The organism is Catelliglobosispora koreensis DSM 44566, from assembly GCF_000379685.1.
Lineage (GTDB): Bacteria > Actinomycetota > Actinomycetes > Mycobacteriales > Micromonosporaceae > Catelliglobosispora > Catelliglobosispora koreensis.
This window is the reverse complement of the sequence record NZ_KB903250.1, coordinates 322,339-335,097: the sequence shown is the minus strand read 5'-3', so window position 1 is coordinate 335,097 and position 12,759 is coordinate 322,339. Positions and strand designations below refer to the sequence as shown.

General features: G+C 63.3%; 13 protein-coding genes. 5 read left to right on the top strand and 8 right to left on the bottom strand.

The annotated features are described in order from the left end of the window. Nucleotides 1-3: 3 nt before the first annotated feature. From A3E1_RS0108630 to A3E1_RS0108620, 3 genes are all read right to left on the bottom strand, one after another. The gene (locus A3E1_RS0108630) at nucleotides 4-972 is read right to left on the bottom strand and encodes an ABC transporter permease (RefSeq protein WP_020520358.1); all 969 of its coding nucleotides are present in this window, start codon (nucleotides 970-972) and stop codon (nucleotides 4-6) included. Continuing rightward, complete coding sequence (locus A3E1_RS0108625) at nucleotides 965-1,894, bottom strand: ABC transporter permease (RefSeq protein WP_020520357.1); 930 nt, start codon at nucleotides 1,892-1,894, stop codon at nucleotides 965-967. Before A3E1_RS0108625 ends, A3E1_RS0108630 begins: the two co-directional genes overlap by 8 nt. Before the next feature lie 154 nt (nucleotides 1,895-2,048). Continuing rightward, nucleotides 2,049-3,668, bottom strand: a complete 1,620-nt coding sequence (locus A3E1_RS0108620; protein ID WP_020520356.1) for a peptide ABC transporter substrate-binding protein — start codon at nucleotides 3,666-3,668, stop codon at nucleotides 2,049-2,051. 413 nt (nucleotides 3,669-4,081) lie between these two features. Between A3E1_RS0108620 and A3E1_RS0108615 the strand changes: the two genes are divergently transcribed. Both A3E1_RS0108615 and ung read left to right on the top strand, forming a co-directional pair. Further along, nucleotides 4,082-4,945, top strand: coding sequence for a bifunctional methylenetetrahydrofolate dehydrogenase/methenyltetrahydrofolate cyclohydrolase (locus tag A3E1_RS0108615; protein WP_020520355.1), 864 nt, complete (start codon nucleotides 4,082-4,084; stop codon nucleotides 4,943-4,945). Further along, the gene (gene ung / locus A3E1_RS0108610) at nucleotides 4,932-5,600 is read left to right on the top strand and encodes a uracil-DNA glycosylase (RefSeq protein ID WP_020520354.1); all 669 of its coding nucleotides are present in this window, start codon (nucleotides 4,932-4,934) and stop codon (nucleotides 5,598-5,600) included. Before A3E1_RS0108615 ends, ung begins: the two co-directional genes overlap by 14 nt. On the opposite strand, the gene A3E1_RS0108605 is transcribed toward ung, so the two are convergent. Then, complete coding sequence (locus A3E1_RS0108605) at nucleotides 5,597-6,364, bottom strand: MBL fold metallo-hydrolase (protein ID WP_020520353.1); 768 nt, start codon at nucleotides 6,362-6,364, stop codon at nucleotides 5,597-5,599. The two genes, ung and A3E1_RS0108605, sit on opposite strands and share 4 nt — an antisense overlap. Before the next feature lie 75 nt (nucleotides 6,365-6,439). Here A3E1_RS0108605 and A3E1_RS0108600 point away from each other — a divergent pair, with 75 nt between their 5' ends. Beyond that, on the top strand, nucleotides 6,440-7,642 hold the full coding sequence (locus A3E1_RS0108600) for a transglutaminase domain-containing protein (RefSeq protein WP_020520352.1): 1,203 nt from the start codon (nucleotides 6,440-6,442) through the stop codon (nucleotides 7,640-7,642). Between the two features lie 42 nt (nucleotides 7,643-7,684). On the opposite strand, the gene A3E1_RS0108595 is transcribed toward A3E1_RS0108600, so the two are convergent. After that, the gene (locus tag A3E1_RS0108595) at nucleotides 7,685-8,902 is read right to left on the bottom strand and encodes an NADP-dependent isocitrate dehydrogenase (protein ID WP_020520351.1); all 1,218 of its coding nucleotides are present in this window, start codon (nucleotides 8,900-8,902) and stop codon (nucleotides 7,685-7,687) included. A 123-nt stretch (nucleotides 8,903-9,025) separates the two neighbouring features. Between A3E1_RS0108595 and A3E1_RS39525 the strand changes: the two genes are divergently transcribed. Both A3E1_RS39525 and A3E1_RS0108585 read left to right on the top strand, forming a co-directional pair. Beyond that, nucleotides 9,026-9,502 (top strand): RNA polymerase sigma factor, encoded by a 477-nt coding sequence (locus tag A3E1_RS39525; RefSeq protein ID WP_020520350.1) that lies wholly within the window; start codon nucleotides 9,026-9,028, stop codon nucleotides 9,500-9,502. Next, entirely contained in the window at nucleotides 9,502-9,705 is a 204-nt protein-coding gene (locus tag A3E1_RS0108585; protein ID WP_026208232.1) for a hypothetical protein, read from the top strand. The genes A3E1_RS39525 and A3E1_RS0108585 overlap by 1 nt, the downstream gene beginning before the upstream one ends. On the opposite strand, the gene A3E1_RS44570 is transcribed toward A3E1_RS0108585, so the two are convergent. The 3 genes from A3E1_RS44570 to galT are packed head-to-tail and all read right to left on the bottom strand — an operon-like array spanning nucleotide 9,686 to nucleotide 12,711. Then, entirely contained in the window at nucleotides 9,686-10,879 is a 1,194-nt protein-coding gene (locus A3E1_RS44570) for a CysS/YqeB C-terminal domain-containing protein (RefSeq protein ID WP_020520348.1), read from the bottom strand. The two genes, A3E1_RS0108585 and A3E1_RS44570, sit on opposite strands and share 20 nt — an antisense overlap. Beyond that, nucleotides 10,876-11,688: an alpha/beta fold hydrolase gene (locus A3E1_RS0108575; RefSeq protein WP_020520347.1), complete on the bottom strand. Its 813-nt coding sequence runs from the start codon at nucleotides 11,686-11,688 to the stop codon at nucleotides 10,876-10,878. Before A3E1_RS0108575 ends, A3E1_RS44570 begins: the two co-directional genes overlap by 4 nt. Before the next feature lie 9 nt (nucleotides 11,689-11,697). Next, nucleotides 11,698-12,711 carry a galactose-1-phosphate uridylyltransferase gene (galT, locus tag A3E1_RS0108570; RefSeq protein WP_020520346.1) on the bottom strand — a complete coding sequence of 338 codons (1,014 nt, stop codon included), beginning with the start codon at nucleotides 12,709-12,711 and terminating at the stop codon, nucleotides 11,698-11,700. Nucleotides 12,712-12,759 lie beyond the last annotated feature (48 nt).

Below are 12,759 nucleotides of genomic sequence, written 5' to 3'. Positions count from 1 at the left end.
TCCTCATCGCAACTTCGGGTCGAAGGCTTCACGGATGGTGTCGCCCAGGATGATGAACGCGAGAACGGTCAGAGCCAGGAACGCTGAAGGCACCGCGAGCGGAATGGCGTTCTCCCGCATGTAGGGATACATCTCCGAAATGGACAGACCCCACGACTGGCTCGGCGGGATGAGGCCGACGCCAAGGAACGAAAGCGTCGCCTCCGCCGCGATGAACGCACCGAGTGCCATCGTGATGATGACGATGAACGGCGCGAGCGCGTTGGGCAGGATGTGCCGCAACATGATCCGGCCGTGTCCAGCGCCCAGCATCCTCGCCGCGTGCACGTAGTCCTGTTGCTTCGCCGTGATGACGGAGCTTCTGATCACGCGTGCCGCCGTCGTCCAGCCCAGGAGACCCAGAATCGCGATCAGCGCCCAGACCCGGGCGTTCGCCCCGCCACCAGCGTTGGCCACGCGGCGCATGAACACGATGCCCGCCAACAGCAACGGCAAGCCCAGCACGATGTCGACGACGCGGGAAACGATCGCGTCCCACCACCGTCCGAAGTAGCCCGCCGTGACACCCAGCAGCATGGCGACGACGCCCGCGAGCAGGGCGGCCAGGCCACCGATCATGAGGGAGTTCTTCGTACCGTAGACGGCTTTGGCGTACACATCGCAGCCCTGCACGTCGAACCCGAAGATCGCGCCGCCGGAGGCTGGGGCCATGCGGCGGCTCAGCTGACAGGTCTGCGGGTCCGCGCTAGTGAATAGCGACGGCCAGAAGGCCATGACGAGCGCGAAGAGCGCGAGCACGAGGCCGATCCAGAACAATGGCTTGCGGCGAAGCTCCCGCCACGCGTCAGCGCCCGCGCTGCGGGGCTTTTGCGTCTCCATCGAGTGCGGCTGGCTGGGAGCGTTGACGTCACCGGCCGGACCCGGCTGAGCGGTATGAAACTCCGTCGCCGCAACAGTTTCAAAATCACTCATAGCGAATCCTTGGGTCCAGCACAGCGTAGAGAAGGTCGACGATGAGGTTCGCGACAAGGAAGATGATCACCAGTACGCTCACGAGCCCGACCACAAGCGGAGCGTCTTCCGTGCGCAAGGCCCGGGCGAGGTTGAAGCCGATGCCGTTGACGTTGAAGACACTCTCAGTCACGATCGCGCCAGCCATCAGCGCGCCAAGCTCGATGCCGAGGAACGTGATGATGGGGATGAGCGAGTTCCGCAGCACGTGCACACCGATCACGCGCCGGCCGGGCAAGCCCTTGGAGCGGGCCGTCCTGACGTAGTCAGAGCGCAGGTTCTCGTTAAAGGACGCTCGTGTTAGCCGCATCGCGGTGGCCACCGAAAGCGCGCCGAGAATGATGCCGGGCAAGAGCAACGCGTATATATCGTCTTCGCGGCCGGCCGCGGTGGCGGGGAACCAGCCGAGCTTGATGCCGAAGATGTACTGCGCGAGCGGAGCCAGCGTCACGATCGGAATGCCGATGACGATTAGCGTCAGGACGAGCGTGCTGTTGTCGAAGATGCTGCCCCGGCGGACACCGGCGATGATGCCAGCCACGACGCCGACGACGATGGTCGTGATGATCGCGATGAGCGCTAGCTTCGCGGTGACCGGCAGCGCTGAGGCGATGATTTCGCTGACGTCGCGGCCGTTGAGGGCCTTGCCGAAGTCAAGCCTGAGCAGGCCGGTCAAGTAGTTCCAATAGCGCACGAGGAAGGGCTGGTCCAGGCCGTAGAGCTTGGTGAGCTGAGCGCGTTGCTGTTCGCTAACGGGACGTTCGCCCGCCAGCGCCTGGATGGGGTCTCCACCGGTCGCGTACATCAGCGCGAACACGATGAAGGTGGTGGCGACGAAGACCAGAATCATCTGGAGGAATCGCCGCACAAGATAACGGAACATCGTCGAAGTCTCTCTTAGCCGTTAGCAGCCCCAATATGTACGAAATATGTGTTCTTCGTACCATGCTGCTGAGGTCGACGGAGCGGATGTGCCTAAACCGGCCGGTGGTGCCGGCCCCCGAAGGAACCGGCACCACCGTTTGGGCTATGAACCCTTAGCTAACAGCTTCGATCTTGTTCAGGTCGACGCGGCTGAATAGATCCAGCTCAACGTTCTGAACCTTGGTCGAGAAACCGTAGTTGTTCTGGCCGAAGCGGAGCGGGAGGACAGGCATGTCCTGCACGAGGATGTCCTCGGCCTCCTGGTACTTCTTGATCGAGTCGTCCGGGGTCGGAGCGGCAGCGCCTTCCTTCACCAGAGTGTCGAACGCCGGGTTGCTGTAGCCGTAGTAGTTCGACGAACCATCCGTGGTGTACAGCGGGCCGAGGTAGTTCTCCATCGACGGGTAGTCGAAGGACCAGCCGAGCCGGAACATGCCGACCTCAGCCTTGTCTTCGACCTTCTGCAGCAGGTCGGCGAACTTCGCCTCCGGCGTGCCCACGCACTCCACACCCAGGTTGGCCTTGAGCTGGTTGCAGGTCGCGTCGACCCACTGCTTGTGGCCACCGTCAGCGTTGTAGGTGATGTTCAGGCTGGAAGGTCCACCGGCGGCCTGGTAGGCAGCCTTGGCCTCGGCCGGCTTGAACTCACAGTTCACGCCACAGGTGTTGTCGCGGTAGCCCGCGACGACCGGTGAAACGAAGGAGTAAGCGGCCTTCTGTGAACCCTGGAACACCTGCTGGACGATCTCTTCACGGTTGATCGCCATGGAGATCGCCTTGCGCACCTCGGGCTTGCTGAAGCGAGCGTCGAACGTCGGGAACGCCAGGAACTGGAACGACGACGAAGGCGACTGACGGAAGCGGTCGCCGAGGTCACCCTGGACCGTGGCGAGCGACTCGGTCGGGATCGTCTTGACCACGTCGAGGTTGTTGGCGAGCAGGTCGGCGTACTGAGCGCCCTGGTTCTGGTAGATCCGGAAGAGGATGCCACCGACCTTGGGCTTCTCGCCGGTGAAGTCGGCGAAGCGCTCGACCTCGATCTGCTGGTCGTGCTGCCAGTTGCCCTTGATCTTGAAGGCACCGTTGCCGATCGGGGCCTGCTCGAAGTCGGTCTTCAGCACCAGCGGAGTGGCCGCGGGGTCCTGGAAGGCCGCCTTGGGCAGCGGGTAGAACGCGGTGTAGCCGAGCAGCGAGCGGAACTCGGTGAACGGCGCGGACAGCGTTACTTCGATCGTCTTGTCGTCGATCTTCTTCAGACCCGAGAGGGTCTTCTGCGTCGGCACGACATTGGCGTCGCTCGGGTTGAGATCCGCCCAGCCCTGGAACTTGTCAAAGAAGAAGCTGTTGTCCTGGGCGTTGGGGCCGTAGGCGGTGAAGTTCCAGGAGTTGATGAAGCTGTCAGCGTCAACAGCCTCTCCATTGTGGAACTTGCCGTCCTTGAGCTTGATCGTCCAGACCTTGTTGTCGGTCGAGGTGATGCTCTCCGCGGCAACCTCGAACGGCTTGCCGGCCTCATCGAAGTTGACCAGCGGTGAGTAGAGAGCGGCCATGACCTGGGCGCCCTCGGTCTCGTGGGTGTTACCCGGGAGAAGGTGCTGTGGTTCCCCGATACCGATCGAGATAACACCGTCCGGGTTTGAGCTGCCGGAACCGCCGCCCGAGCCACACGCGGCAAGAGCGAGTGCGGCGGAAAGGGGCAGCGCGACCCAGGCGGCGAGCCTGCGGACCTGCATTGAGCCTCCTAAATTTCATGCGTTTCACGCGTGACGAAGGCAGGGCAGACCTGCAATGTCACGCAGTGCAACATCCGGCAAAGGTAGGACGAAGTCCGGGCGCTCACAAACTCGAAGGTCACAACTAAGCAACCAATTGAGATATTGGGACTTGCGGATTCCACCTTGCCTTGGTATTGCTAAACACAAAGTTATCTGACTATTTGCGATAGTATGCCCGATCTTCTGAACACCTCGGCGACGTGCCCAAACGGACACGTGCGACTCCGGGTTGAAGTGAAATGTCCCAGATACGGATTCCCAGAGTATGGAAACGGAGTTCACGTTATCGTTTCGTGATCCATCTAACTGTCACGCAAAGTGATGGGCGCCCGGTTCAGCTGCACACCCGTGTCGCTGGCAGGATCTAAGGCATGACGGCAACAGTCCTGGACGGCATCGCGACCGCGGCCGCGATCAAAGCTGACCTAACCGAACGCGTAGCCAAGCTGAAGGCCGCGGGTATCACCCCGGGCCTGGGCACGATCCTGGTCGGCGAAGACCCGGGCTCCGTTTGGTACGTCAACGGAAAGCACAAGGACTGCGCCGAAGTTGGCATCGCGTCCATTCGTAAAGACCTTCCCGAAAGCGCCACGCAGGAAGAGATCGAGCAGGCGGTGCGGGAGCTCAACGACGACCCGGCGTGCACCGGCTATCTCGTGCAGCTGCCGCTGCCCAAAGGCCGCGACGAGCAGCGCGTGCTCGAACTCATTGACCCGGCCAAAGACGCCGACGGTCTGCACCCGATGAGCCTTGGCCGCCTCGTGCTGAACGCGAAGGCACCGCTGCCGTGCACTCCTAAGGGGATCGTGGAACTGCTGCGGCGCTTCGGGGTGCCGATCGCTGGCGCCGAAGTGGTCGTGATTGGACGTGGCACAACGGTCGGCCGCCCACTCGGCCTGCTGCTCACCCGCAAGAGCGAGAATGCCACGGTTACCTTGTGCCACACCGGAACCCGCGATCTCGCTTCTCACACGCTCAAGGCCGACATCATTGTCGCGGCTGCTGGGGTGCCGCGGATGATCACGCCGGACATGGTCAAGCCGGGCGCGGCCGTCGTCGATGTGGGCGTCTCACGCGAAATCGTTGACGGAAAGAAGCGTGTCGTTGGGGATGTCGCGCTAGAAGTGTCGGAGGTTGCTGGTTTCCTTACTCCGAACCCCGGTGGCGCTGGTCCCATGACCCGCGCCATGCTGCTGACCAACGTAGTGGAGCTGGCTGAGAATGGACTTGCTTGAGCTTCTTCCGCCGGAGTGGCGCGATGTGATGAAGCCGCACCTCGACTTGACGATTGTCGAGAGTCTTTCGTCCTTTGTGGACAGTGAATATGCGGCGGGCCCGGTTTACCCGCCCGTTGAGGATCTGTTCAGCGCGTTCCGGCTGACCAGCCCGGCGCAGACGCGAGTGCTGATCCTAGGCCAGGACCCTTATCACAAGCCAGGTCAGGCGCATGGGCTCAGCTTCAGCGTCCGGCCGGGAGTGTCCGTTCCGCCGAGCTTGCGCAACATCTATAAGGAGTTGCAAGACGACCTCGGCGTCAAGCCACCGTCCAATGGCGACCTCACGCCGTGGGCCAAGCAGGGCGTCCTCATGCTCAACGCGGTGCTGACCGTCCGGGGTGGACAGCCGACGAGTCACGCCGATAAGGGCTGGGAACACTTCACCGACGCCGCGATCAAGGCTGTCAACGACTCGCCTTACCCGGTGGTGTTCGTGCTGTGGGGCGCTTACGCCCGCAAGAAGAAAAGCCTCGTCCGCAACGCGCATCACGCTGTGCTGGAAGCGGGTCACCCCAGCCCGATGAATCCCAAGGGATTCCTTGGCTGCAAACACTTCTCGCAAATTCAGGACGCGCTTGCCAAGGCGGGCCGGGGCTCGGTCACCTGGAGCTAGAGCCGCACGAACGGTTCCGTGAGGTGCGGGGTGGCGAGCAAGCCGTCCCGCCCCTTCACCGTCGCGAACAATGAGGTCCGTGAGGCCGCGGCCTGTTCAGGATCCATTTCATTCGAGTACGCCGTGAGCGGGGCCACCAGCTGCATTGCGTGAACGAGCAGATCTCCGGTGACGGCCATCAGGTCGTCACCGGAGTCCACGAGCACAGACTGATGCCCAGGGGTGTGCCCGGGCGTGGCGACGATCCGTGTGCTGGCGCTAAGGCGGGAGTCTCCGTCCAGGAGCACCAGCTGGTTATCGGGCAGCAGCTCCCGCATCCGCGGTGAGATCCAGTCAAGTTCGCTGCGCTGCAACAGGATCGCCGCGTTGGGGAACAGTCCTGAGACCGCCCAGCCGACGTGGTCGGTGTGCAGGTGAGTCAGCACAACGGTTTCAATGGAAGCGGGGTCGATGCCAGCGAGCGCGAGTTCGAGGGGGAGCCGGCCGGGCACGGGTGCCCACGTTTTGGCGGGTGCGTCAGCCGGGCCGATGCCGGCGTCAACGAGGGTGACCGGTCCGTCATCGGGGCGGATGGCGAAGACCCGGAAGTGCAGCAGCCATTCGCCTTCGGGTGTCACCGCGCCAGGATCTAAAGCGTCAGCGCGTGCCCAGTCTGCTGTGGAGGCGGAGGCGAACGCTTCCGCGCGGGGCGTAAAGAAAGTGCCGACGCCGTCAGTTAGGGCGGTGACGGTTACCGAGCCGATCCGTTGCGAAATGACCTTCACGACTTCAGTCTAGGCAAGCGTGTTGCCCTTCCTCGTCAGGGCGCGGTAGATTCCGGCCCAAACGGGGAGGGCACTATGGTCGCAGAGTTGCGCCGCAATGCTATCGATCTGGCACGCGCCTATGACTGGGCTGGAATCTTCGCCCTGCGCGACCAATTGCGTGCCGACCACGAGCAGTGGGTCAACGTCTGGGCGCCTCTGATCGCGGTTGCCGCACGAAATCTAGGCGAGGCCAGCGCTCGCTCCTATTTGGACGAAGCTGTCGCGGCCGGTTTCTTCCAGCCGTCGATTCATGAACCGCAGCTGTCCATGGCCTTCGCCAGCGAGCCCGATTGGACCCAGCTCCAGGCCGCGATGGCGGCCAATACGCCTGCCGCGCCACTGGAGTTGCTCGAATGGCCGACGATCCGGCCGACAGCGCCCCTGGAACTCTTCCGGGCCAGCGATGAGACTCAGCTTCGCGCCCGGGTTCCTGTTGAGCCCAGTGATGCGTGGGAGACGGCGAAAGCGTTGCTGTCGTGGGTGACGCACGCTTGGGAGCACACTTCCAACGATCACCTCGTTGGTGCCAGCGCACTGGAGATCCTTGACGAGGTGGCTCGCGGCAGACGGTTCGCCTGCAAGGAATACACGGTCGTGCTCACCCAAACCCTGAACGCCTTTGGCATCCCGGCCCGCCGCGTCGCCCTGCTCAACGCGACCCATCACGCTGGCGTGGGCACGGGTCACGAGGTCAGCGAGGCTTGGATCGACAATCTCAACAAGTGGGTCGTCCTCGACGGGCAGAACGGCCTCTACTGGGTGTCAGCCGACGGGACGCCGCTGGGAGTTGTTGAGCTGCAAGAGCTTTACTGCTTGGGGACCCGCGCGGAAACTGCCGGCTTACGGAAGTCCTTTGACGACAGTGAACTCGACCTTTGGTGGACTTACTTCGCTTTCGCTTTCGCCACGGGCGTGATGTGGCCCTCGCAGCGTGTGGTGCCGTTCTTCGAAGGCCACGCCGTGCGGCTGCCCACGATGGTGGCCTCCCCTGAGCACGCCTACCCCGACCTGAGCGAGATCGCGTTGTCGTTCACAGTTGAGGCCGAAAAGCCTGCGCTGCAAGTGCATCCCGCCCATCCGTTCGCGACCGGATACCGCGTCGACGACGTGGACTACGCGCTCGGCGACCCTTGGATCTTCCCCGATCGCGGCACAGGCACCCACAGCGTCCAGCTCAACACCCTAACCCCTTACGGCCCAACCCATCCCACCACCATCATGTGGAAGACAGCATAGAAAAGCGCCCGCGGATAACTCCGCGGGCGCTTTCCGTAGTAACTACTTGCCGAGGCGCTGGGCGAGGTTTTGGTCGAGGGTGTTCATGAACTCCTCGGTGGTCTGCCACGGCGCATCCTTCGAGATGAGCAGCGACAGGTCCTTGGTCATCGCTCCGCCTTCGACGGTGTCGATGATGACCTGCTCCAGCGTGTCAGCGAAGTTGGTGACCTCCGGCGTGCCGTCGAGCTTGCCACGGTGGGCCAGGCCACGGGTCCAGGCGAAGATCGAGGCGATCGGGTTGGTGGAGGTCTTCTCGCCCTTCTGCCACTGACGGTAGTGCCGGGTGACCGTGCCGTGCGCTGCCTCGGCCTCGACGGTCTTGCCGTCGGGCGTCATGAGCACGGAGGTCATCAGGCCGAGCGAGCCGAAGCCCTGGGCCACGGTGTCGGACTGCACGTCACCGTCGTAGTTCTTGCAAGCCCAGACGAAGCCACCCTCCCACTTGAGCGCGGCGGCGACCATGTCGTCGATGAGCCGGTGCTCGTAGGTGATGCCGGCGGCCTTGAACTGGTCGGCGAACTCGGCGTCGAAGACCTCGGCGAACAGGTCCTTGAAGCGGCCGTCGTAGGCCTTGAGGATGGTGTTCTTGGTCGACAGGTAGACCGGGTAGTTGCGGGCCAGGCCGTAGCGGAACGACGCGCGGGCGAAGTCGCGAATGGAGTCGTCGAAGTTGTACATCCCCATGGCGACGCCGCCGCCGGGGAAGTCGGCAACCGTGAACTCCATCGGCTCGCTGCCGTCTTCGGGCTGGAAGCTGATGGTGACCTTGCCGGGGCCGGGGACCACGAAGTCGGTGGCCTTGTACTGGTCGCCGTGAGCGTGACGGCCGATGATGATCGGCTGGGTCCAGCCCGGGACGAGCCGCGGCACGTTGCTCATGATGATCGGCTCGCGGAAGACCACGCCGCCGAGGATGTTACGGATGGTGCCGTTCGGGGACTTCCACATCTTCTTGAGGCCGAATTCTTCGACGCGGGCCTCATCCGGAGTAATCGTGGCGCACTTCACGCCAACACCGTGCCGCTTGATGGCGTTGGCGGCGTCGATGGTCACCTGGTCGTCGGTAGCGTCCCGGTGCTCCATGCCCAGGTCGTAGTACTCCAGCTCGACATCGAGATATGGCAGGATCAGCTGCTCGCGGATCTGCTTCCAGATGATCCGGGTCATCTCGTCGCCGTCGAGCTCGACGACCGGGTTGTTTACCTTGATCTTCGCCATGTCGTATGGGCTCCTTGCTTAGGCGGCTTAGCAGTACGAGCGTACTGGATAAAAAGATGGTTGCAACCCGGGGACCGCCTAATTCGTGTTGTGCCTGACAAGCCCACAGCGGGGAGGAACAAGGTGAGCCCACCGGACTTCGAAGACCTCTACACCGCTCAGTTCCGGAAACTGGTGCTGCAAGTCAACGCCTACTTCGGTGACCTTGAGCAGGCGCAGGACGTCGTGCAGGAGGCCTTTTGCCGCGCTCTGGACAGGTGGAAGAAAGTTTCCACCTACGAGGACCCGGCCGCCTGGGTGCGCCGCGTCGCGTGGAACCTGGCGACCAGCCAGTACCGGCATAAGAAAGTCGCCCGCACCTACCTCGCCAAACAGCGCGAGGAAAGCCAGGTCGGCCCCGGGCCGGAACGCGTTGCCCTGGTGTGGGCACTGTCCGGCATCCCGGAAAACCAGCGCCGTGCCGTAATTTTGCATCACATAGGCGATCTGTCGGTGGCGGAGATCGCTCAGCAAGAAGGCGTGCCTGAGGGAACGGTGAAGTCGTGGCTCTCCCGGGGACGGTCCGCGCTGTTTACTCAGCTCGCGTCGAGGGGGAAATGATGACGATAGAGTTCGATGGCGATTTCGTCGAAGATGTGTTCACCGAATACCTCGATGAGACCACGGGACGCATTCGCCCGCCGGGCACCGCGGCGGCCCGCAAAGCTGTCCGTTCACGGCGCCGAAAGCGCATCGTGATGTTCGCTAGCCTCATCTTCGCCGCGATCGCGGTGCCCGCTGTGGCTATCCTGCTAAGTCAGTGATCGTCCACTGTGGACCGTCTGGAGTGTCCCTGACCTCGACGCCGCCGTTGGCCAGAGCCACCCGGATCTGATCGGCGGCGGCGAAATCCTTGCGCTCGCGGGCCTGCTCACGCAACTGGACCAGCTGGCTGACGAACGGCACCGCACCCGAACCAAGTGCTCCGACGCGCACAATCATGCCGCGCAAGATGCCCCTCGCGTGGTCGGCATCGTCGGAGACGTTGGTGTCGGCTGTCCACTCCGTGATCGCCTGCTCTAGCTCCAAAATGGACGAGACACAACCGTCGACGTCTTGGGCGCCAAGGCATTCGTCGAAACGTTTTGCCCAGGCGTCGGCGACTTCGCGCACCGAGGCGGCTTCGTGCACGGGCTCATCGATGACCGGCACAGCGCTGATAAAGGTGCCCGTCGGGGAGTCGAGCGTCAGCGGAAGAACCGCACCGGTTTCGTGCCGCACACTCTCGCCCTGTCGCCGCAGCGTTAGGCCGCCGTTGCCAACCACGGTCGCCGTGCCGGCTTCAAGGTCGCAGATCAGTGCGGTGTGCTCGTCAACGCCGACGATCAGGGTGCCTTCGGGCAACTGACGCTCCAGATAGGACAGACGTGGCTCGCCCAGGTAACAGAACCTGGTGTCGTGGTGTCCGCCCTCGGCATTGTCGTAGTGCGGAATCACCACCGCGGGGACGCCAGTCAGCTGCTCGAAGAGATTCAGTCCCGGTTCCCAATACGGATCCAGGCCGGCCTTGTAAATCTCGTAGACGGGGATCGTATGTGAGCCAAGGGTTAGCGCCGCCGCACTCGCGAACACCAGTGCCTCGGCTTCGGTCAGCATCGAGGGCAATTCGGTGTCACGCCACTGGCGCAACGCATACGTAGGTGATCCAGGGCCGGCGAAGACCCAGTTGGCGCTACGCAAGGCGGTCAGCGGCCGTTCACGCTCCAGCCCGGCTGGCGGAGTCGCCCGCCACGACGCCACTTTCACGAGCCGGCCCACACTCTGCGCGAAATAGGCCACCGTGCGGGCACTGATCTCATCAGCGTTGAGCTGAAAGCCATATGGCGTGTCAAGCAACACCGCGCTATCGCCAGGCAGCGACTCGAAAATGCGGCGGTGTGGCTTAATCATGGTGGGGGTGGTCTCGCCAGACCCCATGATTACCAACAGTTTTGTCATCGCGGTTCCACGAGGGTCAACAGGTCGCTGGCGAGTCGCTCCGGGTGCTGGGCATGAAGATCATGATCGCTTTGGGGGTACCAGGTAATGCGCGCGTTCGCGCAAAGTGACGCGGCCTTGCTCACACGTTCCGCCTTGGGATCCGTTGGTGCCAAAGCGGGCAACATGAGGACCGGTGCGGTGATGAGTGGCAAATCCTCCCACGGCGGACCGTCCCACATGGAGCGCAGGATCTGCAGGTGATGCTCGATGGACAGGCGCCGCCCCAGCATCCCGTCGGCGTTGACATGGAAGTTGCCGACGGTCGCCTCGACCGCCTGCTCTGACCAGTCAGGGTGCGATTTGGTGATCCAGGAACGCAGCTTGTCGACGTGCACATCGCTCATGTCGGGTGGCCGCAACGCTTTGCGGCACTCCTCCCAGTCGCTGAAGACCGCTGGCAGATCGATCCAGCCACCGTCGACAAGCCCAATGGCACCAACGAGTTCCGGGTGTTTGGCAGCCAGGCGTGTGACCACGTTGCCGCCCCAAGACTGGCCCACGACGATCGGGCGCTCAAGTCCCAGGGTCTCGATGACGACAGCCAGGTCGGCGGCTGCCGTTGCGGTGTCATAGCCGGAGTCGGGCACTGACGACAGACCGTGGCTGCGCAAGTCGACGGCATAACTGGGATGACCGCCCAGGTGCCCGGCTGTCTCGCCCCACAACAGCGCGTTGGAGGATAGGCCATGCACTAGCAAAAATGCCTGGCCCGCCCCTTCACGGTGGCGGACGGCGAGTTCGGCTCCTGGTTCGGCCTCGATCCTCATGAGACCAACTTAGAGGGTTACCTCCCGGAGCGCAGCGGCCGCTTGTTCTGGCGAGATGTCATTGATCCAGGCGCCCATGGCCGATTCGGTGCCCGCGAGGTATTTCAGCTTTCCGGGCGCTCGCCGCACGCTGAACAGCCGCAGGTAGAGCCAGGAAAGGTCGCGGCCCGTCCGCACGGGAGCCTGGTGCCACGCGGCGATATACGGCATCGCGACGCCGAAGAGGCCGTCCAGGCGCTGCGTCAACTCCAGCCAAAGTGGGGCGCAGCTGTCCCGCTCCTCGGCGGTCAGCTCAGTGTGGTCGGCGACTTGGCGATGCGGGGCGAGATGGATTTCGTACGGGTACCGCGCCGCATAGGGCACGAACGCCGTCCAGTGCTCGTTGCTAGCGATAACCCGTTCGCCAGCGCGCTCACGCTCCAGCATCTGACCGTAGAGGTTCACGCCCGCTTGCTCACACAGCTCCAGGTAGCGACGGGTAACCGGGGTGACGTATGGAAACGCGTAGATCTGCCCGTGCGGGTGGTGCAGCGTCACGCCGATTTCGACGCCCCGGTTCTCGAAGCAGAACACTTGCTCCACTTGCGGCAGGCGAGACAGCTCGGCGGTGCGGTCAGCCAGGGCGTCCAGCACCGTGCGCACCCGGCTGACGCTTAGATCCTTGAAGCTGGCGTCATGGTCGCTAGAAAAGCACACGACTTCGCAGCGGCCCGTCTCGCCGGCGAAAGAAGGAAAGCGGTTCTCGAACACCACGACGTCATAGCTGTCCGAGGGCACCTCGGTCAGGAAGTCACCCGTGGTCGGGCACAGTGGGCACTCGTTGCTGGGCGGCAAGAAGATGCGGGCCTGACGGTGCGCCGCGATGGCGACGACGTCACCGGTCAACGGGTCGGTGCGCAGTTGCGCTGGGGCGCCTTGAGCTGGCAGCTCCCGCCGATCGACCGTCGCCCGCGCGGCGTCGTCACCTTCGTCGAAGTAAATGAGCTCGCGCCCATCAGCAAGATCTATTGAAGTGCGCTTCACTGGAACTCATCTCTTTCAAACATGTTCCAACATAATAGCGCACGATCA